Below are 20,619 nucleotides of genomic sequence, written 5' to 3'. Positions count from 1 at the left end.
TGCCCTTCCTGGAGACCTTTCGGTACGTACGGTAGTCGGCGCCCGCCTCCGCCCGGAAGGCGGAGGCGTCAGAACGGCAGGCCCGGGATGCCGCTGCCGCCGCCCAGGCCCTGCGCGAGCGGGCCCAGCTTCTGCTGCTGGAGCGCCTGGGCGTTCTCGTTGGCCGCCTGGACGGCCGCCACGATCAGGTCGGCGAGGGTCTCGGTGTCCTCCGGGTCCACCGCCTTCGGGTCGATCTTCAGCGCACGCAGCTCGCCGGAACCGGTGACGGTGGCCTGCACCAGACCGCCGCCCGCCTGCCCGTCGACCTCCGTGTTCGCCAGCTCCTCCTGGGCCCGCTGCAGATCCTGCTGCATCTTCTGGGCCTGCTGGAGCAACTGCTGCATATTGGCCTGGCCACCACCGGGAAACACGATCAGCTCCTCTGCGTCTTCTCCTTGAGCACGAGCCTACGTGGTCCACGCCCCCATCGCCCCGCCACTCTTTCGAGTGACAAGTTCGGCAGTCGTATACCTGATCAAGGCCCTCTTCCGGGCGGAAAAGCCGGGAAAGCTCCCTCTCCGCCACCCGTTGGGCGGTAGGAAGGGGGCCGCGCGCCGACATGGAATGTCACGCAAAGTGACCGGTGGTGAGCATCAGTGATCAGTAGGGAGTGCCGGGTGGGTCAGCCGGAGATGCAGCCCGAGGGTCCGCCTCAGGACGGGCGGGGCGAGGGTGCGGCCGGGCTGCGGCCGGGCGATCTGATCGGGCGGCCCTTTCCGCTCGGCGACTGGGGCGAGCCGGCCGAGCGGCTCGACGAGCTGTACCGGTGGGCGGAGCGGCGGGCGTTGGAGACGGCGGCCTGGTACCTGCGGGACCGGGTCTGGAAGCGGCGCGGGGCGCGCGTGCTGCGGATCGGGGCGGCGGCCGGTGCGGTGGCCGGGGCGGCGCTGCCCCTGCTGGAGCTGACCGGGGTGGCCGGCGGGGTGGCGCCCTGGGGCTGTCTGGCGCTGCTGGTCACGGCCGCGTGTGTCGGCGTCGACCGGTTCTTCGGGGTCACGTCCGGCTGGATGAGGGACATCGCGTCCGCGCAGGCGGTGCAGCGGCGGCTGCAGGCGTTCCAGTTCGACTGGGCCTCGGAGAGCGTACGGGAGGTGCTGGGGCCGGCGGAGGGCACGGCGAGCGAGGCGGCCGAGCGGTGCCTGACGGTGCTGCGGCGCTTCTCGGAGGACGTCACGGAGCTGGTCCGCGCGGAGACCACCGACTGGATGGTGGAGTTCCGCACCGGGTCGGCGCCCCTGGGGATCCAGACGGCGGTGGCGGCGGTGCCACGGCAGGAGGTCGGGGGCGGCGGCGGCCGGCTCCCGCTGCCCCCGGCGAACGGCAGCCGCCCGAACATGCCCCGGCAACGCCCGCCGGAGCCTCGCTAGACGTGCGCTACCCCTTGTCGTAGACCAGGCTCTCCCCGCCGTTCCGTTTCTCCCGTTCGAGCCGTCCGTCGGGCAGCAGGCTGATCTCGGTGGCCTCGCCCGGGGTGCAGGAGGCGGCGGGTTCACCGCTGGTGACGGTGGACGGCCCGATCTCCAACGGCCCGCCGCCGCCGGGCACTTCGGTGAGCCGCGCCGCGAAGACGCAGTGGTACGACCCGCCGCTCTCGGTCGGCCCGTCCGCGACCAGCGTCAGCACGGGGTCGCCCACCTCGCCCTGCCGGATGGTCAGTCGGCGGGTGTGGGAGCCGTTCGCGCTGTCGATGGCCGTCCGCCAGGTGCCCAGGTAGGTCTCCGGGACCGCCCCGGCGGTGGAGGCGGACGGGGACGGCGTCGCGTCGGCCGGGGCGGCCGCGCCGGAGCCGTCCGGTGACGCGGAGCCGGTGGTCGGCGCCGCGGTGGCCCTGCCGTCGCCCTTGGCGTCCGTCGCACCGCCGTTGTTCATCAGCGCGTACACCGAGCCGCCCGAGCCCAGCGCGACGACCAGCGCGATGACGACGAGCAGCGCGGTGGACCGCCCGTTGCGCCGCTCCGGCTCCGCCGGGGTACCGGTGGCCGACGGCCCGTACGGCGGGGTGGCACCGAACCCGCCGCCCGGCCCCGCGTAGGGGTACGACGGCTGGGCCCCGCCCCAGCTGCCGGGCTGGGGCGGATAGCCGTACGCGGCGGGCTGCGGGTGCGGGGGATGCGGCTGGGGTTGCGGCGGGGCCCCGTACGGCGCCCCGAACGCGGATGACGGCGGGGTCCCGTGCGCGGTCCCGGTCGGCCGGCGGTCGTCGGGGGAGGCGGCCTGGCCGCCGTCGGACACGGGGGCGTGCTCGGGGGACGCGCCGGCACCGGCGGCACCCGGGGCGGCACCGGCACCACTGGCGTTCTCGGCGGCCGTCCCGTCCCGCTCCGGGTCCTCCACCTCCAGCAGCCCCACCGCGTGCCGCCCCAGCTGCGCGACCAGCGCACCCGGCAGCCAGGGGTCCCGGGAGCGGCCCCCGGTCACGGTGTCCTCCACCCCGGTCCGCTCCAGGATGGCGTCGAGCGAGGGCCGGCCCCCCGGGTCCTTGCGCAGGCAGTCCCGGACCAGGTCGGCGATCCCCTCCGGGACCCCCGTCAGGTCCGGCTCCTCCTGGGCGATGCGGAACATCAGGGCGTGCGCCCCGCTCTCGCTGCCGCCGAAGGGCAGCGCCCCGGTCGCCGCGTACGCCAGCACGGACCCCAGGCAGAACACGTCACAGGCCGGGGTGATCCGGTCCCCGCGCACCTGCTCGGGCGCCATGAACCCGGGCGAGCCGACGAGCGCCCCGGTGCGGGTGAGCCCCTCGCCGCCGGCGGTCGCCGTCTCCCGGGCCCGCGCTATGCCGAAGTCGATCACGCGCGGACCGTCGATGGTCACCAGCACGTTCGACGGCTTGAGGTCCCGGTGCACGATCCCGGCCGCGTGGATGTCCTTCAGCGCCTGCGCGAGCCCCGCCGCCAGGATCCGTACCGACCGCTCGGGCAGTGCCCCGTGGTCGTGCCCGACGACCTGCTGCAGGCTCGGTCCGGCCACGTAGCCCGTCGCCAGCCACGGCACGGCCGCCTCGGTGTCCGCGTCCAGCACGGGCGCGGTCCAGTGACCGCCGACCCGGCGCGCGGCCTGCACCTCCTGCCGGAACCGCGCCCGGAACTCCTCCCGCGCGGCCAGCTCCCGCCGGACGAGCTTGACGGCGACCGTCCGCCCCCGGTCCGAGCGGGCCAGGTACACGTGCCCCATGCCGCCCGCGCCGAGCCGTGCCAGCAGCCGGTACGCCCCGATCCGCGGGGGATCCCCCGGTCCCAGCTTCTCCATCCCCGCGCCGCCTTCCCCCCATCGGTCCACGCCGACCGAGAATAGTGCGGCGGCACGGCAGCGGTCCCGGCCCCGTCTCCACGGTTCCGTAACAGGCCATCCCCCTCCCGGGCCCCCCTTCCTTCGACAACCTGTCGCGGATTGCCGTCGTCCACGGAACAGGACGCCGATAGGACTTCCGCATCGCGGACATCTACCCTCACCGGCATGACCCCTCAGCCCAGCCCCGAAACCGGCGCCGCGGTGAAGGCCGCGGACCGCGCGCACGTCTTCCACTCCTGGTCCGCCCAGGACCTCATCGACCCCCTCGCCGTCGCCGGCGCCGAGGGGTCGTACTTCTGGGACTACGACGGCACCCGGTACCTCGACTTCACCAGCGGACTCGTCTTCACCAACATCGGCTACCAGCACCCCAGGGTCGTCGCCGCGATCCAGGAGCAGGCCGCGAAGCTGACCACCTTCGCGCCCGCGTTCGCCGTCGAGGCCCGCTCCGAGGCGGCCCGGCTGATCGCCGAGCGGACCCCCGGCGACCTGGACAAGATCTTCTTCACCAACGGCGGGGCGGACGCCGTCGAGCACGCGGTGCGCATGGCCCGGCTGCACACGGGCCGCCCCAAGGTGCTCTCGGCCTACCGCTCGTACCACGGCGGCACCCAGCAGGCCATCAACATCACCGGCGACCCGCGCCGCTGGGCCTCCGACGGCGCCGCCGCCGGCGTCGTCCACTTCTGGGCTCCGTACCTCTACCGCTCCCGCTTCTACGCCGAGACCGAGGAGCAGGAGTGCGCCCGGGCGCTGGAGCACCTGGAGACGACGATCGCCTTCGAGGGCCCCGGGACGATCGCCGCGATCATCCTGGAGACCATTCCGGGCACCGCGGGGATCATGGTCCCGCCGCCCGGCTACCTGGCCGGCGTCCGCGAGATCTGCGACCGGCACGGGATCGTCTTCGTGCTGGACGAGGTCATGGCCGGTTTCGGCCGCACCGGCGAGTGGTTCGCGGCCGACCTGTTCGGCGTCACCCCCGACCTGATGACCTTCGCCAAGGGCGTCAACTCCGGTTACGTGCCTCTCGGCGGTGTGGCCATCTCCGCCGAGATCGCCGAGACCTTCGGCAAGCGGCCGTACCCGGGCGGGCTCACCTACTCCGGGCACCCGCTGGCCTGCGCCGCCGCCGTCGCCACGATCAACGTGATGGCGGAGGAGGGCGTGGTCGAGAACGCGAAGGCGCTCGGCGAGAGCGTCGTCGGCCCCGGTCTCGCCGCGCTGGCCGAACGCCACCCGAGCGTCGGCGAGGTGCGCGGTGTCGGCATGTTCTGGGCGCTGGAGCTGGTGCGCAGCCGGGAGACCCGCGAGCCGCTGGTGCCGTACAACGCGACCGGCGAGGCGAACGCCCCCATGGCCGCGTTCGCCGCCGCCGCCAAGCGGAACGGGCTGTGGCCCTTCGTGAACATGAACCGTACCCACGTGGTCCCGCCGTGCAACGCCACCGAGACCGAACTGAAGGCGGGTCTTGCCGCGCTGGACGCCGCGCTGAGCGTCGCCGACGAACACACCGTGTGACCGCACCGCGGCTGCCGCCGGGCCGGTTCGAACGCGTAAGGTGACGTGCTCGTAAGCAAGGGGGACACGCGTACATCGCGAGTCCGTACGAGTACGTCACCCGGACGTGTGAGGAGAGGCCCGGACCATGCCCGGCAACGGCGCCGTGACGCGCAGTACCCTGCGCCAGCAGATCGCGGACGCGCTCCGCGACGAGGTGCTGGCGGGGCGGCTGCTCCCGGGCCGGGCGTTCACGGTCAAGGAGATAGCCGACCAGTACGGCGTCTCCGCCACCCCCGTCCGCGAGGCACTGGTCGACCTGTCCGCGCAGGGCGTCCTGGAGGCCGACCAGCACCGCGGCTTCCGGGTGCCCGAGTACTCGCTCACCGACTACCGGGACATGATCAGGGCCCGCAGCCTGGTCACCGACGGCATGTTCCAGGCCCTCACCATCGGCCACCCCGCCTTCCACACCCCGCCCGAGGACCCGCGGACAGCCGCGGCCCTGTCCACCGTGCGCCGCCGCGGCGAGGAGGCCCAGCGCGCGGCGGCCGCCGGTGACGTCACCGTCCTCATCGGCTACGACCTGCGGTTCTGGCGCGAGCTGAGCGCCCTGTTCGGCAACCCCTACCTCGGTGACTTCCTGCACCGGCTGCGCGTGCAGTCCTGGGTCTGCGCGGTGCAGCACCTGCTCAGGCTGCCCGATCTGCGCGGCCGGCTGTGGGCCGGGCACACCGGGCTGGTCGACGCGCTGGCCCGGCGCGAGGCCGAGGCCGCCCGCGCGATCGTCGCCGACGCCAACGCCCACTCGCTGGCGCTGCTGGAACACCTGGCAGGCGGGTAAGTGACCGATACGGTCCCTCCCAGCCGCCCGAGGGGAGCCGCACCGGGGCCGTACCGACTACCCTTCCCTGACCACCTGCTGCCGTGCGTGATCGCGCGCCTGCCGATGCGAGGAGCCCTCTTTGGCCTGTGACCTGTGGCTGGTACCGCTCGTGGACGTGTTGTGCCACACCCCGGACAACCCCTTCGCCGAGGAACTCGCGCAGTACAACAAGGCCCTGGCCGAGGCCGGTCTGCCACCGGTGCCGGTGTACCAGTACATGCCGGGCCTGTCCGGCGACGTCGCCCCGGTCGCCGGGTTCGACTACGACGCCCTGCACTTCCTGCGCCGGGTGTACCTGCTCCAGGTCTGCGGGCTGCCGGTGACGCCGGTGGACGAACTGGGCGGTGACTACGAGCAGTTGCTGGAGATGTTCGAGGCGACGGCCCAGCAGTCGCACCTGGTCTGGCACTACGACCACGCGGGCGCGTACGTCCCCGTGGACTTCCCGCACCCGCTGTCCAACGAGGAACTGCTCGCCGGCGGCGGCCCCTTGGGCTCCGCCCAGACGCTGCTGCGCGAACTGCAGTACGTCGCCCCGTCCATCGGCATCGACCCGGCCAACCCCCCGGCGCCGCCCACCCCGCCCACGGCCCCGACGGAGCTGGAGGAACCGGCCGTCCCGGCCCCCTACGACCCCAGCCCCTTCGCCCGCGAACGCCACGTCTGGCTGGGCCTGCACGCGGCAGCGACCCGCTCCCTGGCCCAGGGCTCGATGATCGTCTTCAGCTGACGTGCCGCATACTCGGAACGCCGATCGGGGCGGCAGGGAAGAGATCGGTGCGATCAAGAAGCACGTCTTCGGCACCGCCTTCGCTCCGGCAACGCGCTGCCCGAGGACCACGTCCTGCTGGAAGGTGAGTGGTGATGGCGTCCCTCGTCTACTTCAAGAAGGAGTCCGAGGACGGGGCGGTCATCCGCTACTCCTTCGGTGAGGACCCGAAGACGATGACGCGGCTCCTGACCATGAACACGTACACGCGGACGGCCCAGCCGGACGACGGCGACCTCGACTACACCTTCCTCAAAGCGTCCCGGAAGATCAACGCCGTGTACGACGAGCGGGCACGGTGGCCGGAACGAGGGATGAGCGCGAGCTGAGCCGGAGCGGGGGCCTGCCAGGCCGGACGACGTCGAGGACGGCCGGGGTTCGGAGCAGTCCGCGCCGCCCCAGCTCGTCCAGCTCTGCCTTGACTTGTCGGCACTCGGGCAACGTCCGGCTCAGCAGCCGCCAGTAGACGGCGGGACGGCCGGGCGGGTTCTCCGCGCCGGCCATCCCGTCGGATCCCCGGTTCCGGGGATCGGAACGTTCGTCAGAGGAACGAGTTGATCTCGATCGTCTCGTCCCGGCCCGGGCCCACGCCGATCGCGGAGATCGGGGCGCCGGACATCTCCTCCAGCGCCTTGACGTAGTTCTGGGCGTTCTTCGGCAGGTCGGAGAAGGACTTCGCCTTGGTGATGTCCTCCGACCAGCCCGGCAGGGTCTCGTAGACCGGCTTCGCGTGGTGGAAGTCGGTCTGCGAGTACGGCAGCTCCTCGACCCGCTTGCCGTCGATCTCGTAGGCCACGCAGACCGGGATCTGCTCCCAGCCGGTGAGGACGTCCAGCTTGGTGAGGAAGAAGTCGGTCAGGCCGTTGACGCGGGTCGCGTAGCGGGCGATGACCGCGTCGAACCAGCCGCAGCGCCGGTCGCGGCCGGTGGTGACGCCCCGCTCGCCGCCGATGCGGCGCAGCGCCTCGCCGTCCTCGTCGAACAGCTCGGTCGGGAACGGGCCCGCGCCGACGCGGGTCGTGTACGCCTTGAGGATGCCGATGACCCGGCTGATCTTCGTCGGACCCACGCCCGCGCCGGTGCACGCACCGCCCGCCGTGGGGTTCGAGGAGGTCACGAAGGGGTACGTGCCGTGATCGATGTCCAGCAGCGTGCCCTGGCCGCCCTCGAACAGCACGACCTTGTCCTGCTCCAGGGCCTGGTTGAGCACCAGGACGGTGTCGGCGACGTACGGCCTGATCTGCTCGGCGTAGCCCAGCAGTTCCTCCACCACCTGGCTCACGGCGATCGCGCGCCGGTTGTAGAGCTTGGTCAGGATCTGGTTCTTGACGTCGAGGGCCGCCTCGACCTTCTGGGTCAGGATCGACTCGTCGTACAGGTCCTGGACCCGGATGCCCACCCGGTTGATCTTGTCGGAGTAGGTCGGGCCGATGCCGCGCCCGGTCGTGCCGATCTTGCGCTTGCCGAGGAAGCGTTCCGTCACCTTGTCGACGGTCACGTTGTACGGCGTGATGATGTGCGCGTTTCCGCTGATCAGGAGCTTGGACGTGTCGACGCCACGCTCGTTCAGACCGCTCAGCTCGGAGAGCAGGACCGACGGGTCGACGACGACGCCGTTGCCGATGACCGGGACACAGGAGGGCGAGAGGATCCCGGAAGGGAGAAGGTGGAGGGCGTACTTCTGATCACCCACGACTACCGTGTGGCCGGCGTTGTTGCCGCCCTGGTAGCGCACCACATAGTCGACGGAGCCACCGAGCAGGTCCGTCGCCTTTCCCTTGCCTTCGTCACCCCACTGAGCACCGAGCAGCACAAGTGCGGGCACGCGCGTACACCCCTTCCGGGCGGGGCATGTCCAAGGTCGGGGGCTTGGGCGTAAGGTTCACCGCCGCGTACCACCGCGACCGTCGCTGGTCGCACACAACCGTCGGACCGGATGCCCCGGAATAGACGAAGCCCCTGGCGCAATAGCGCAAGGGGCTCTTGCACAAAGATGCTACCCGAGGAAGCGAGGCAGGACCGAGGTGGCGACTTTCGCGACGTCCGATCAGCTGCTGGTGATCATCGATCCGGCGGCCCGGCATACGGACGCGGAGTCCGTCCGGATCGCGAAAGACGTGCTCAGCGCGGGTGCGGCCGCGAAGGTGTGCCTCCCGGACGGGCCGGAGGAATTCGCCCGCGCGCTCGGCCGGAGGGGCTCGCGGCGGCCGGTGGTGATCGGCGACGACCGGGCGCTGGCGCGGGCCGTCGCCCTGCTGCACCGGCAGCGGGAGCTGGCCGGGTGCGCGCTGGCGGTGGTCCCGGTGGGCGACACCGTGCTCGCCGAGTCCCTCGGGGTGCCCTGCGGGACGGTGGCGGCGGCCCGGGCGGTCCTGGACGGCGCCGAGCGGCGCCTGGACCTGCTGGTGGACGACAGCGACGGGGTCGTGCTGGGCGCGCTGGGCATTCCGCCGGCCCGGCCGGCCGCCGTCACGCCGGTCCCGGTCGCCCTGGACCGGCCCTGGTACCGCTCCCTGGTCCGCACCCTCGCCCCCCGCCCCGCCCGGCTGTCCGCCGTACCGTCCCCGCGGGTGACCCGGCTGCGGGTGGAGGTGGACGGGGAGACGGTGGTGGACCTGGACCAGCCGGTGGAGGCGGTGTCGGTGACGCCGGGCCGGACCGGGACGGCCTCGGTGGAGGTACGGCCCCTGTCGGTGGGCGCGGAGGCCACCCCGCTGCTGGCCCGCGGGCACACGGTGACGGTCACGGGAACGGACTTCCGCTACCGCGCGGACGCGTCGGTCTCGGGCCCGGTACGGCGCCGGACCTGGCGGGTGCTGGCGGGGGCGTGGGCCCTCACCCTGCCCCGTGCCGCGCCTCCCGGCCCGGTGCCCGGCCCCGGCCGGCCGGGCGGGTGATCAGCGCACCTCGACGGTCAGCCCCTCCAGGCCCCGGATGACGAAGTTCGGCTTGCGTCGCGGCTCCCGGGCCAGGGCCAGGGTCGGGGCCTGCCGGAGGAGGGCCGTCATGGACGCCGCCAGCTCCATACGGGCCAGGGGGGCGCCGATGCAGTAGTGGATGCCCGCGCTGAAGGAGATGTGCGGGTTGTCCTTCCGGGCGAGGTCCAGCCGGGCGGGGTCGGTGAAGACCGCCGGGTCGTGGTTGGCCGAGCCGAAGAGCATGGCGATCTCGGAACCCCTGGGGATGGTCGTGCCGTCGATCTCGATGTCGTCCAGCACCCAGCGCTCGAAGAGCTGGAGCGGGGTGTCGTACCGCATCAGCTCCTCGACCGCGGACGGGACCAGGGAGTGGTCGCCGCGCAGGAGCGCCAGCTGGGCGGGGTTGCGCAGCAGCGCCCACCAGCCGTTCACCGTGGCGTTGACCGTCGCCTCGTGGCCCGCGTTGAGCAGCAGGACCGCCGTGGAGATCATCTCCTGCTCCGTGAGGCGGTCGCCCGCGTCGTGGGCCGCGATCAGGCCGGAGATCAGATCGTCCCCGGGGTCCTTGCGGCGGGCGGCGATCAGCTCGCGCAGGCAGTCGGAGAACTCCACGGACGCCCGGACCGCGCGGGCCGCGGTCTCCTCGGACGGGTTCAGCTCGTACATTCCGCAGATGGCCGCCGACCAGGGGCGCAGCAGGGCCCGGTCCGCCTGGGGGATGCCCAGCATCTCGGCGATCACGGCCACCGGCAGCGGCTCCGCCACGTCCGTGAGCAGATCACCGCCGCCCTCCGCGACCAGGGCGGCCACCAGGTCGTCCGCCAGCCCGTGGACGTACGGCCGCAGCCGCTCCACCGTGCGCGGGGTGAACGCCTTCGACACCAGGCGCCGGATCCGGGTGTGGTCCGGCGGCTCCAGGTCGAGCATGCCGTGGTCGTTGAGGGTGTGGAACGGCTCGTGCTCCGGCGGGGGCGGGGTGCGGCCGAAGTCCTCGTGGGTGAACCGGTGCTGGTACGTCCGGCCCAGCCGGCGGTCCCGCAGCAGCGCCGAGACGTCCGCGTGGTGCGGGACCAGCCACTGGTCGGTCGGCTCGTACCGGACCACCCGTCCGCGAGCCCGCAGCTCGGCGTAGGCCGGGTACGGGTCGGCGACGAACGCCGGGTCCCAGGGATCGAACGCGAGGTCACGAGGTCCACCCATGCGGGGACGCTAGCGCGCCGTCCGCCCCCTGACCAGGGGCAGCCCGGCCGGGTGCGGGTGGCCGGCGGTCAGCCCGGTGTCACCAGGCGGGACTCGTAGGCGAAGATCGCTGCCTGGGTGCGGTCTCTCAGGCCCAGTTTGACCAGGATGCGGCTGACGTGGGTTTTGATGGTGGACTCCGCCACCACCAGGTGGCCGGCGATCTCCGCGTTGGACAGGCCCTGGGCGATGAGGGCCAGCACCTCCGTCTCGCGTTCGGTCAGTTCGCCGTAGGCCGTCGTCGGCATGCGGCGGGAGGTGTCCGCCAGGCGGGAGAACTCGGTGATCAGGCGCCGGGTGACCGAGGGGGCCAGGAGTGCCTCGCCGGACGCCACCACCCGGACGCCGTCGGCCAGTTGGCGGGCCGAGGCGTCCTTGAGCAGAAAGCCCGAGGCGCCGGCGCGCAGTGCCTGGTACACGTACTCGTCCAGGTCGAACGTCGTCAGCACCAGCACCTTCGCCGTGCCGTCGGCGGCGACGATCTCCCGGGTCGCCTCGATGCCGTTCAGTTCCGGCATGCGGATGTCCATCAGGACGACGTCCGGGGACAGCTCCCGGACCCGCTCGACCGCCTGGCGGCCGTTGACCGCCTCGCCGACGACCTCCATGTCCGGCATCGCGTTCAGCAGCACCGAGAAGCCCTCGCGGACCATCATCTGGTCGTCGGCGACCAGGACGCGGATCGTCATGACCCGTCCTCGATCCCAGGCGCCGCAGACACCGGCACCGGCACCGGCACCGGCAGGAACACCGTCACCTCGTAGCCGCCCTCGGCCGTGGGGGCCGCCGTCATCTCGCCGTCGAGCATCGAGACGCGCTCCCGCATGCCCGTGATCCCGTGCCCGGCACCGGGCGAGGGCTTCACCAGGCGCGGGGCCGGCGGCGGGCCGTTGACGACGCGCAGGCCCAGGCCGCCGAGGACGTACCCGATCTCGACCCGGGCGGTGGCGCCCGGGGCGTGCCGCAGGGTGTTGCTGAGCGCCTCCTGCACGATCCGGTACGCCGACAGCTCCACCCCCTGCGGCAGTTCGCGCACCGCGCCGGTCACCGCCTTGTCCACCGGCAGGCCCGCCTCGCGCACGTTGGCCAGCAGGCCGTCCAGGTCGGCCAGGGTGGGCTGCGGGGCGTCCGGGGCCGCGTGGTCGGCGGCACGGACCACGCCGAGGACCCGGCGCAGTTCGGTCAGGGCCGCCACCGCGTTCTCCCGGATGGTGGCGAACGCCTTCTCCAGCTCCGGCGGCGGGTTCTCCACCCGGTAGGGGGCGGCCTCCGCCTGGATGGCGACCACCGACATGTGGTGGGCGACCACGTCGTGCAGTTCCCGGGCGATCGTGGTGCGCTCCTCCAGCAGGGTCCGCCGCGAACGCTCGTGCTCGGTCACCGTCTGCTGGGCGGTCACCTCCCGCTCGGCCTGCCGGTGGATGTGGCGGACCGTGACGACCAGCAGGACCAGCGCGGACACCATCAGCATGGCGGCGGTGTCGGTCTCGTAGTAGTGGCCGCTGCCGAAGGCGCCCTCCGCGAGGAAGCCGTACAGCGCGGTCAGCAGCCACATCCAGGCCGCCGTGCGCGGGCGGGTGCGGATCGCGACGATCGTGAGCACCAGCAGGTGGGAGACGAAGCTGCCCGGCAGCCAGGGCCAGTCGCCCCAGCTGCTGCCGAGGAGGGCGGTGGCCGCCGTCGCCGCGAACGACAGCCAGAACGCGCCGACCGGACGCACCAGGGTCAGCAGCACCGGCACCAGGGCGAGCACCCCGCACAGCGGGTTCCCCCGGCCGGCGTCCGAGCCCGTCACGCCCGCGAGCATCGCCACGACCGCGCCGGCCGCCACCACGGCGTGCGGGATCCAGGCCGCGTAACCCCGCATCCGCGGGGGCAGACGGCGGGTCAGGGGGCCGTCCACCGGCCTGCCGGGCAGCGGCCGGTAGGCGAAGGCCTGCCGGAACAGGTCCTGCCGCAGCCCGCGCAGGGCGCCCGCGGCCGCGTGGAACTCGGGGCTGCGCGGCCGGTACGGCTCGAACGTGCCGTCCGGCGGCGTCGGCTGCGTCTGGGTCGTCTCGATCACAGGGGAAACGGTAGGCGCGCGCCGGGCGCGCGGTCGTCCCCTTGGAGAAGGGTCCTGACCCGTCCCCCTCAGGTACTACGTGCGGGGCCGCCCGTAGGGGTCAGCGGCCGCCGGGCCGGACCACGCCCGACTCGTAGGCGAACACCGCCGCCTGGGTGCGGTCGCGCAGGCCCAGCTTGACCAGGATGCGGCCCACGTGGGTCTTCACGGTCTGCTCGGCCACGACCAGCCGCTCGGCGATCTCCGCGTTCGACAGGCCCTGCGCGATCAGCGCCAGCACCTCCGTCTCCCGCTCGGTGAGGTCGCCGACGCGCCGCTTGAGCGGGGCGCGGCCGCCGCTGCCGCCCCTGTCCAGGCGGGAGAACTCGGCGAGGAGCCGGCGGGTGATGCCGGGGGCCAGGAGGGCGTCGCCCGCGGCCACCACCCGGACCGCCTCGGCCAGCTTGTCCGCGGAGGCGTCCTTGAGCAGGAAGCCGGAGGCGCCCGCGCGCAGGGCGTCGTACACGTACTCGTCCAGGTCGAACGTCGTCAGCACCAGCACGCGGACGGCGGGGTGGTCCTCGGTGATCCGGCGGGTCGCCTCGATGCCGCCGAGTTCCGGCATCCGGACGTCCATCAGCACCACGTCCGGTACCAGTTCGGCCGTGCGGGCGATCGCGTCCCGGCCGTGCACCGCCTGCCCGACCACCTCGATGCCGGGCTGGGTGTTCAGCAGCACGGTGAAGCCCTGCCGCACCATCTCCTGGTCGTCGGCGATGAGGACCCGGATGCTGCCGGTACCGCTCGTCATGCGCTCTCGTCTCCTGTCGGGGGCTGGTCGGGCGGGGTCGGGGCGCCGTCCCCGGGGAGGAAGGCGGTGGCGCCGTCCCCGGGGAGGAAGGCCGTGACGCTGAAGCCGCCGCCAGGGGTGCCCTCCGCGCGGACGTGGCCGCCGAGCATCGCCGCCCGCTCCCGCATGCCGAGCAGCCCGTGTCCGGCGCCCGGGGAGGGCGGGACGGGGTGCCGGGGCGGGGAGTTGGTCACCGTCAGGCGCAGGCCGTTCGCCAGGTGCCCGACCTCGACGCGCACCCGGGAACCCGGCGCGTGCCGCAGGGCGTTGCTCAGCGCCTCCTGCACGATGCGGTACGCCGACAGCTCCACCCCGGGAGCGTACGGCCGGACCGCGCCGACGACGTGCGCGCTCACGTCCAGCCCGGCCGCGCGGGTGTTCTCGATCAGCGCGTCGAGCCGGGCCAGGGTGGGCTGGGGGGCGTCGGGGGCCGCTCCGGTACCGGGGGCGCCCGTGCCGTAGGGGTCCTCGGGGTTCTCGGAGCGCAGCACGCCGAGCACCCGGCGCAGCTCGGTGAGCGCCTCCAGGGCGTTGCCGCGGATGCCGGTGAGGTTCTCCAGCAGCTCCTCGGAGGGGTCCTGCACCAGGTGGGGGGCGACCTGGGCCTGGATGGAGATCACCGACATGTGGTGGGCGACCACGTCGTGCAGCTCGCGGGCGATCCGGTTGCGCTCCTCCAGCAGGGTGCGGCGGGCCCGTTCCTCGGCGGTGATCGTCGTCTGCTGCACCAGTTCCCTGCGGGCCTGCTGGCGGCTGCGCAGGACGCCGCCGATCGCCGCGGCGACGGCGAACACGCCGACGGCGACCGCGCCGGTGCCGGAGTAGTGCCCGGCCGCCAGGCCGGTTTCGAGGACGTAGGTCACCAGGGTGGTCACGGCGAACACGGTCACCGTGCCGGCCGGCCGCACGCGCAGCGCGACGAGCAGCAGGACGGCCGTGTGGGCCAGCAGCGCGGCCGTCGACCAGGGCCAGTTGGGGCCGGACGACGTGAGGGACACCAGGTGGGGGCGGGCCAGCAGGGCGGTGACGGCGGCGGCGGTCAGGGAGACCGCCCAGGCGGGCACGGGACGCCGTACGGCCAGCATGACGGCGGCGCCCTGGAGGGAGGTGGTGAGCAGGGCGACGGGGGTGGCGAGGCCGTACGACTGCGAGACGTCGACACCGCCGGCGAGGGCGATGGCCAGGGCCGCGTAGGCCAGCAGCAGATAGACGAGGAGGCGGACCCAGCGGTACCGGGAGAACGGCGGCGAGGGCGGGGCGGGCGTCTCGCCCAGCCAGGCGCGCAGGCGGCGCAGGCGGAAGCGGCCGGTGTCGCCGGACGGGAGCGGGCCTGTGTCGCCGGACGGAAGCCGGCCGGAGTCGCCGGACGGGAGCCGCGGGTCCTCGGCGGGGGCGGTGTCGGGGCTCGGGTCCGCGGGCGTCACGAGGCCAACCTTAGGCATGGTGGGCGGACTTCGTCGGCGGGAGGTGGCGGTGGACCACCCGGGACCGGCGCGTACGGAGGCGGCGCGGGCCCTGTTCGTGGTGGCGGAAGGCCGCCCGGCACACGACCAGCGCCGACAGGAACACGGGCAGCCAGGCGAGCCGGTACGCCACCCAGGCCGGGGAGTCGGGCGGGGTGTGCAGGCCGGGCAGGCGGCCGAACAGGAGACCCGTGGCCGTCACGGCCATCATGGCCGTCTGGTGCCAGAGGAAGATCGTCATCGCCGAGAGGTTGACGAGGGCCACCGCCGCCCACACCGGCGGGCGGCCCAGCGCCCGGCGCAGCCGGTCCCGCAGCAGCAGCGCCAGTCCGCACTGGGCCAGGCCGAACGTGACGGCCGCCAGGGTCGGCGGGTTCAGGTTGGAGATCGCGCTGCCGGGGACGCCGACCATGGACGCCGGGTAGCCCGCCCACCCGACGAGGGCCGCGGTGGCCGCCGTACCGCCTAGGAGCAGGGCCCACGCCGAGCGCCGGCTGCGCAGTTCGCCCCGGGCCCAGGCCGCGCCCAGGGTGTAGGGGACCAGCCAGCCGGCGGCCAGGTTCAGCCAGCCGAGCCAGGACGGGCCGAGGTGCAGGCCGAAGCGGAGCAGATCCACGTGCAGGACGACGGCGAGCGGCCACAGCGGGTGCAGGCGGGCGGCGAGCGGGGTGACGGCCGTCAGCGCGACGAGGACCAGCAGGAACCACAGCGGGGACAGCGCCAGTTCCACCAGGGTGTGGACGGTCTCCAGGGGCGCGCCGGTGAGCAGCAGTGCGGCGGCCACCACCGTCCACAGGGTGAGGAGGGCGGCGACCGGGCGGAGCAGACGGGTCAGGCGGGCCCGCAGCCAGTCGGCGTAGGAATCGCCCCTCGCCCGGGCCGAGGCCAGGGAGCGGGTCGCCACCTGGCCGCCGACCAGGAAGAACACGGCCAGGGTCTGGAACAGCCAGGAGAGGGGGACCAGCCAGGGCATGTGCTGCAACGGGCTCGCCGTGCGCAGCGCGCCGTCCCGCGCGACCAGGGCGGTGACCAGCCAGTGGCCGAGGACGACACCGAGGATCGCCCCGGCCCGCAGGGCGTCGACCGCGCGGTCGCGGGAGGCGGGGGTGGCGGCGTCCACGCGGCGGGCGGCCCGGCGGAGCGCGTGCGGGCCGCGGGGGCCGGGGGTCGGCTTCGGGGTGGGCTCAGCCACGGGTGACCTCCGCGGGGGTTTCGAGGGTGATCCGGGCGAGGTTGGCGAGGGAGGCCGAACCCGGGGTGAAGTAGCCGCTGTGGTCGGCGCCGGCCGCGTCGAAGACCCTCGCGCCGAAGGCGGGGGAGACGGGGTCGGTGCCGAAGCCGACGGTGGTGCCGAACAGGCCGGCACGGACGTGCGGGACGTCCGCCACCCAGTCGCCGGTGCCGCGGGCCGCCCAGACCCGGGCGCGGGTGTGCAGGGCGGCGGCGGAGTCCGCGGTGGTGCCGGGGCTGCCGACCAGGGCCATGTCGTCCGCGTCCAGACCGGGGGCGGCCCGGCCGCAGACCACGGAGCCGTAGGAGTGGCACAGAACGGAGAAGTGCGCGCCCGCGGGGGCCAGGGTGTGCAGCCGGCGGAGGAGGGCGCGCAGGCGGGGGGCGGCCTGGTCGGCGCGGGTGGCCGTGGTCACGGTGGTGCTGACGGTGGCCGGGGTCTCGTAGCCGAGCCAGGCGACGAGGGCGACGTGCGGGTCGTGCCGGGTGGCTTCCCGGTACAGGGAGGTGGCGGCCCGGCGGAAGCGGCTGTAGGTGTCCAGGGAGGTGTCCGAGCCGGGGACCAGTACGGCGATGTGCCGGGCGTGGACCAGGTCGCCGAGGACCTCGGTGGCCTGGCCCGCTCCCCGGCCGTCGAAAGCGAGGAGCCGCCGGGACGGCGAGGCGAGGGCGCGGTCCGCCGCGGCCCGGCGGGTGTCACCGTCGGCGGCGGCCATACGGGCCGCCTCACCGGCGTTCTCCCGGTTCGCCTCGTAGGTGGCGGACAGGGTGCCGGCGCCGGCGGCCGGCGGCGGGGCGGGAATCCCGGGGCGGGCCGCGCCGACGAGGGGCACCACCAGGGCGGCGACGACAAGCGCGGGCAGGAGGGCCCGGAGGCGGCGGGGTGCCGGGGGCGAGTGGGTCGCCGGGTGCGAGTGGAGCGCCGGGTGCGAGTGGGTTGCCGGCGCCGGGCGGTACGACGGGCCGCCGGGCCGGGGCAGCGCGGGCGCCGGGCGGTACGAGGAGTCACCGGACGCGGGCGGGAAGGGCGCCGGGGCGGGTCGGGGTCGGCTGGGAGGGGGGTGCCCCATGGGTGGCTTCCTTTCCGCGGGCCCGGGTGGTGGGCCTGACTGGAAAGGAAGTTACGGAGCGGGGGCGGTCGTCGGCGTCCCGCCAGGGAGCCGTCCCGCGGGGTGGCTCTCAGGTACTACGGGTAGCACAGGGGTGCACGACCCCCGGTGCTACCAAGCCAGTTGGGCGATCTCCTCCGCCACCACCGCGCACGCGTCGGCCGCCGGGTCGATGAGCGGGAAGTGGCCCACGCCCTCCAGCAGCGTCAGCCCGACCACCTCCCCCGCCTTCGCCGCCGCCTCCGCGTACGACTCGGCCACCTGCTGCGGCACCTCCAGGTCGGCACGCCCCTGCACCAGGGTCGTGGCGATGCCCGTCGGCAGCAGCAGCACCGGGTCCGCGTACGGGCGGCGGGGGACGAACCCGTCCTGCCCGCCGAGGAGTTGCAGGGCCGCGTGCCCGCAGACGTCCAGCTTCTCCGCGACCTCGAAGTCCGCGATCGGGGCGAGCGCGACGACACCGCGCAGCGACGCCGGGCCGTCCGTGCGCCAGGCGGCGTCCGCGGGCAGGACATGGCGGGCCGCCGCCCACAGCGCCAGGTGGCCGCCCGCCGAGTGGCCGGTCAGGACCGTACGACGGGGGTCCGCCCGCGGCAGCGCCTCGCGGACCAGCGCGGGCAGGGCGTCCAGGGCCGCCGCGATGTCGTCGAAGGTGTCGGGCCAGCGACCGGCCGCCGGCGTCCCGTCGGTGCCGTCGGTGTCTTCGGCACCACCACCCCGCCGGTACTCCACGTTCGCCACCGCGAACCCCCGGCGGGCCAGGAAGTCCGCGAAGGGCGTGATGTGCCGGCGGCCGTAGCGGGCCCGCCAGGCTCCGCCGTGCAGGACCACCACCAGCGGGGCGGGGGCGGAGTCCGGGCCGGAGCGGGGAGCGTAGAAGTCGATCACCTGGTCGGGGTGGTCACCGTACGCGGCCGTGGCGTCGGGATCGACCGGCGCGTGCGAGAAGGCCGACTCCTCTTCGGCGGCGGCGCGGGCTGCTGCGGCGTCGTCCGGCATGCTCCAACCTCTCAGTGACAGAACAAGTGTGGCGGACCAGGTGGCACATCGGCCGTTGGCCGGGACGGTACCAGCACGGTGACGTGCGGGGACACGCGGATGTCACGCACCGTGAGGGGGGAACGGCCGGGTGGGCGGAATGCCCGGAGCCCCGCGCCGGACGGCACGGGGCCCGGACACCACCGCCGGTGCGGACACCGCCGGTGCTAGGCCAGCTCCTCCCCCAGCACCCGGGCGGCCCGCTCCACGTCCCGGAAGCCCACGTACAGCGGGGTGAAGCCGAAGCGGAGGACGTCCGGGTGGCGGAAGTCGCCCACCACGCCCCGGGCGATCAGGCGCCGCATCACCTCGCCCGCGTCCGGGCAGCGCAGGGCGATCTGGCTGCCGCGCTCCGCGTGCGCCTCGGGGGTCAAGCACTCCACCCGGCCGGGCTCGGTGTACTCGGCCACGCACCGCAGGAAGAAGTCCGTCAGCGCGAGGGACTTGGCGCGTACGGCGGCGACGGAGACCCCGTCCCAGACGTCGAGGGCGGCTTCGAGCGCGAGCAGGGACAGGATGTCCGGCGTGCCGACCCGGCCGCGCGGCGCGCCCGCCGCCGGGACGTAGGACGGGCTCATGCCGAAGGGCTCGGCGTGCGAGTTCCAGCCGGGCAGCGGGGAGTCGAAGCGGTCCTGCAGGCCCTCGCGGACGTACAGGTACGCCGGTGAACCCGGGCCGCCGTTCAGGTACTTGTAGGTGCAGCCGACCGCGAGGTCGACGCCGTGCTCGTCCAGGCCCACGGGCAGCGCGCCCGCGCTGTGGCACAGGTCCCAGACCGCGAGGGCGCCGGCGGCGTGGACCGCGGCGGTGAGCGCCGGGAGGTCGTGCAGCCGGCCGGTGCGGTAGTCGACGTGGTTGAGCAGCACCGCGGCCGTGCGGTCGCCCAGCGCCCCCGGCACCTCGGCCGGGGTCACCGGGCGCAGCGTACGGCCGGTCAGCCGGGCCGCCGACTCGGCGATGTAGCCGTCCGTGGGGAAGGTCGTGGCGTCGACCAGGAGTTCGTCCCGGCCGTCGTCCGCCATGCGGATCGCGGCGACCAGCGCCTTGAAGACGTTGACGCTGGTCGAGTCGCCGACGACGATCTGTCCTGGCGCCGCGCCGACCAGCGGGGCGATCCGGTCGCCGATCCGCTCGGGCGCCGTCCACCAGCCGCTCTCCTCCCAGGAGCGGATGCGCAGTTCGCCCCACTGGCGGCGGACGACGTCCGCGACCCGGTCGGGGACGTGCGCGGGCAGGGCGCCCAGGGAGTTGCCGTCCAGGTACACGACGTCGTCGAGGACGAACCGGTCCCGCAGGGGCGCGAGTTCGTCGGCCTCGTCCAGTTTCCGCGCGAGCGGGGGCAGCTCAGACATGGGACCTCGCCGTCCACAGCTCGGGGAAGACGTTCTTCCGGGCGCGCTTCTCCAGCCAGGCCACACCGGCGGAGCCGCCGGTGCCGGCCTTGGCGCCCATCGCGCGACGGGTGGCGACCAGGTGGTCGTTGCGCCAGCGCCAGACCAGTTCACCGACATCGGTGAGCGCCTCGCCGAGCCGGGCCAGCTCGTCGCTCTCGTCGCCCGCGTAGACGGCGGTCCAGGCGGCCTCGACGGCCTCCGAGGGCTCGTACCGCTCGGTGACGTCCCGGTGCAGCACGGAGGCGGGGACGGCGTGGCCGCGGCGCGCGAGGAGCCGTACCACCTCGTCGTACAGGCTGGGCTCGTGCAGGGCCTTCTCCAGTTCCGCGTGGACGCGGGGCGCGCCGCGGTGCGGTACCAGCATGGAGGCGGACTTCTCGCCGAGCAGGAACTCCAGGCGCCGGTACATCGCCGACTGGAACCCGGAGCCCTCGCCGAGCGCGCTGCGGTAGGAGTTGAACTGGGCCGGGGTCAGCTGGCCGAGCGGCTTCCAGGAGGCGTTCAGGGCCTCCAGCTCCCGCACGGAGCGCTTCAGCGCGGCGATCGCGGTGGGCACGTCGTCCGAGCGGAGCGCCCGGGCGGCGGTCTCCCACTCGTGCACGATGACGGTGAACCACAACTCCATGACCTGGGTGGTCACCAGGAAGACCATCTCTCCGGGGTCGTCGGAGAGGGTGTGCTGGAGGTGAGTGAGGACGTCTGCCCTGACGTAGTCCTCGTACGGCGTCGTCCCCGCGAAATCCAGGTTCGGGGTCTCGGGCTCAGCGGCCTCGTGAGGGGGGTGAGCCTGTTGGGACATCGCTGTCTCCTGTTGTCACTCCGGGTAGCGGTCCGCCCCTGCCGATGCCG

19 protein-coding genes are annotated in these 20,619 nt (G+C 74.0%); 6 read left to right on the top strand and 13 right to left on the bottom strand.

The window, feature by feature from the left end; all coding sequences use genetic code 11:
* Window positions 1-68 precede the first annotated feature (68 nt).
* Window positions 69-413, bottom strand: a complete 345-nt coding sequence (locus ACZ3ZD_RS00300) for a YbaB/EbfC family nucleoid-associated protein (RefSeq protein ID WP_361468534.1) — start codon at window positions 411-413, stop codon at window positions 69-71.
* Between the two features lie 246 nt (window positions 414-659).
* Between ACZ3ZD_RS00300 and ACZ3ZD_RS00295 the strand changes: the two genes are divergently transcribed.
* On the top strand, window positions 660-1,409 hold the full coding sequence (locus ACZ3ZD_RS00295; RefSeq protein WP_467391919.1) for an SLATT domain-containing protein: 750 nt from the start codon (window positions 660-662) through the stop codon (window positions 1,407-1,409).
* Between the two features lie 7 nt (window positions 1,410-1,416).
* Here ACZ3ZD_RS00295 and ACZ3ZD_RS00290 read toward each other — a convergent pair whose 3' ends face one another.
* Entirely contained in the window at window positions 1,417-3,288 is a 1,872-nt protein-coding gene (locus tag ACZ3ZD_RS00290; protein WP_467391917.1) for a serine/threonine-protein kinase, read from the bottom strand.
* A 207-nt stretch (window positions 3,289-3,495) separates the two neighbouring features.
* Here ACZ3ZD_RS00290 and ACZ3ZD_RS00285 point away from each other — a divergent pair, with 207 nt between their 5' ends.
* From ACZ3ZD_RS00285 to ACZ3ZD_RS00270, 4 genes are all read left to right on the top strand, one after another.
* On the top strand, window positions 3,496-4,851 hold the full coding sequence (locus ACZ3ZD_RS00285) for an aminotransferase class III-fold pyridoxal phosphate-dependent enzyme (protein ID WP_467391915.1): 1,356 nt from the start codon (window positions 3,496-3,498) through the stop codon (window positions 4,849-4,851).
* A 127-nt stretch (window positions 4,852-4,978) separates the two neighbouring features.
* Entirely contained in the window at window positions 4,979-5,674 is a 696-nt protein-coding gene (locus ACZ3ZD_RS00280; RefSeq protein ID WP_467391913.1) for a GntR family transcriptional regulator, read from the top strand.
* Between the two features lie 121 nt (window positions 5,675-5,795).
* On the top strand, window positions 5,796-6,446 hold the full coding sequence (locus ACZ3ZD_RS00275) for a hypothetical protein (protein WP_467391911.1): 651 nt from the start codon (window positions 5,796-5,798) through the stop codon (window positions 6,444-6,446).
* 134 nt (window positions 6,447-6,580) lie between these two features.
* A complete protein-coding gene (locus ACZ3ZD_RS00270; protein ID WP_467391909.1) occupies window positions 6,581-6,814 on the top strand; it encodes a hypothetical protein in 234 nt (77 codons plus the stop codon).
* A 212-nt stretch (window positions 6,815-7,026) separates the two neighbouring features.
* Here the strand turns inward: ACZ3ZD_RS00270 and ACZ3ZD_RS00265 are convergent, their stop codons facing one another.
* Complete coding sequence (locus ACZ3ZD_RS00265) at window positions 7,027-8,310, bottom strand: adenylosuccinate synthase (RefSeq protein ID WP_467391907.1); 1,284 nt, start codon at window positions 8,308-8,310, stop codon at window positions 7,027-7,029.
* 199 nt (window positions 8,311-8,509) lie between these two features.
* Here ACZ3ZD_RS00265 and ACZ3ZD_RS00260 point away from each other — a divergent pair, with 199 nt between their 5' ends.
* On the top strand, window positions 8,510-9,382 hold the full coding sequence (locus ACZ3ZD_RS00260; protein WP_467391905.1) for a diacylglycerol kinase family protein: 873 nt from the start codon (window positions 8,510-8,512) through the stop codon (window positions 9,380-9,382).
* Here the strand turns inward: ACZ3ZD_RS00260 and ACZ3ZD_RS00255 are convergent, their stop codons facing one another.
* The 10 genes from ACZ3ZD_RS00255 to ACZ3ZD_RS00210 form a co-directional block, all read right to left on the bottom strand.
* A complete protein-coding gene (locus tag ACZ3ZD_RS00255) occupies window positions 9,383-10,603 on the bottom strand; it encodes a cytochrome P450 (protein ID WP_467391903.1) in 1,221 nt (406 codons plus the stop codon).
* Between the two features lie 68 nt (window positions 10,604-10,671).
* Window positions 10,672-11,331, bottom strand: a complete 660-nt coding sequence (locus ACZ3ZD_RS00250) for a response regulator (protein WP_467391901.1) — start codon at window positions 11,329-11,331, stop codon at window positions 10,672-10,674.
* Window positions 11,328-12,707: a sensor histidine kinase gene (locus tag ACZ3ZD_RS00245; protein ID WP_467391899.1), complete on the bottom strand. Its 1,380-nt coding sequence runs from the start codon at window positions 12,705-12,707 to the stop codon at window positions 11,328-11,330. The genes ACZ3ZD_RS00250 and ACZ3ZD_RS00245 overlap by 4 nt, the downstream gene beginning before the upstream one ends.
* A gap of 100 nt (window positions 12,708-12,807) precedes the next feature.
* A complete protein-coding gene (locus tag ACZ3ZD_RS00240) occupies window positions 12,808-13,497 on the bottom strand; it encodes a response regulator (protein ID WP_467391897.1) in 690 nt (229 codons plus the stop codon).
* Window positions 13,494-14,960, bottom strand: coding sequence for a sensor histidine kinase (locus tag ACZ3ZD_RS00235; protein WP_467391896.1), 1,467 nt, complete (start codon window positions 14,958-14,960; stop codon window positions 13,494-13,496). Before ACZ3ZD_RS00235 ends, ACZ3ZD_RS00240 begins: the two co-directional genes overlap by 4 nt.
* Window positions 14,961-14,970: 10 nt before the next feature.
* Window positions 14,971-16,191 carry an acyltransferase family protein gene (locus tag ACZ3ZD_RS00230; RefSeq protein WP_467391894.1) on the bottom strand — a complete coding sequence of 407 codons (1,221 nt, stop codon included), beginning with the start codon at window positions 16,189-16,191 and terminating at the stop codon, window positions 14,971-14,973.
* Window positions 16,184-17,299 (bottom strand): alpha/beta hydrolase, encoded by a 1,116-nt coding sequence (locus ACZ3ZD_RS00225; protein ID WP_467391892.1) that lies wholly within the window; start codon window positions 17,297-17,299, stop codon window positions 16,184-16,186. Before ACZ3ZD_RS00225 ends, ACZ3ZD_RS00230 begins: the two co-directional genes overlap by 8 nt.
* 150 nt (window positions 17,300-17,449) lie before the next feature.
* Window positions 17,450-18,337 carry an alpha/beta hydrolase gene (locus tag ACZ3ZD_RS00220; protein ID WP_467391890.1) on the bottom strand — a complete coding sequence of 296 codons (888 nt, stop codon included), beginning with the start codon at window positions 18,335-18,337 and terminating at the stop codon, window positions 17,450-17,452.
* 206 nt (window positions 18,338-18,543) lie between these two features.
* Entirely contained in the window at window positions 18,544-19,728 is a 1,185-nt protein-coding gene (kynU, locus tag ACZ3ZD_RS00215; protein WP_467391888.1) for a kynureninase, read from the bottom strand.
* Complete coding sequence (locus tag ACZ3ZD_RS00210; RefSeq protein ID WP_467391886.1) at window positions 19,721-20,569, bottom strand: tryptophan 2,3-dioxygenase family protein; 849 nt, start codon at window positions 20,567-20,569, stop codon at window positions 19,721-19,723. The genes kynU and ACZ3ZD_RS00210 overlap by 8 nt, the downstream gene beginning before the upstream one ends.
* Between the last annotated feature and the right edge of the window lie 50 nt (window positions 20,570-20,619).

Source organism: Streptomyces sp. NPDC023481, from assembly GCF_055560195.1.
The sequence above is the reverse complement of the archived record's forward strand: the minus strand, read 5'-3'. Positions and strand labels throughout refer to the sequence as shown.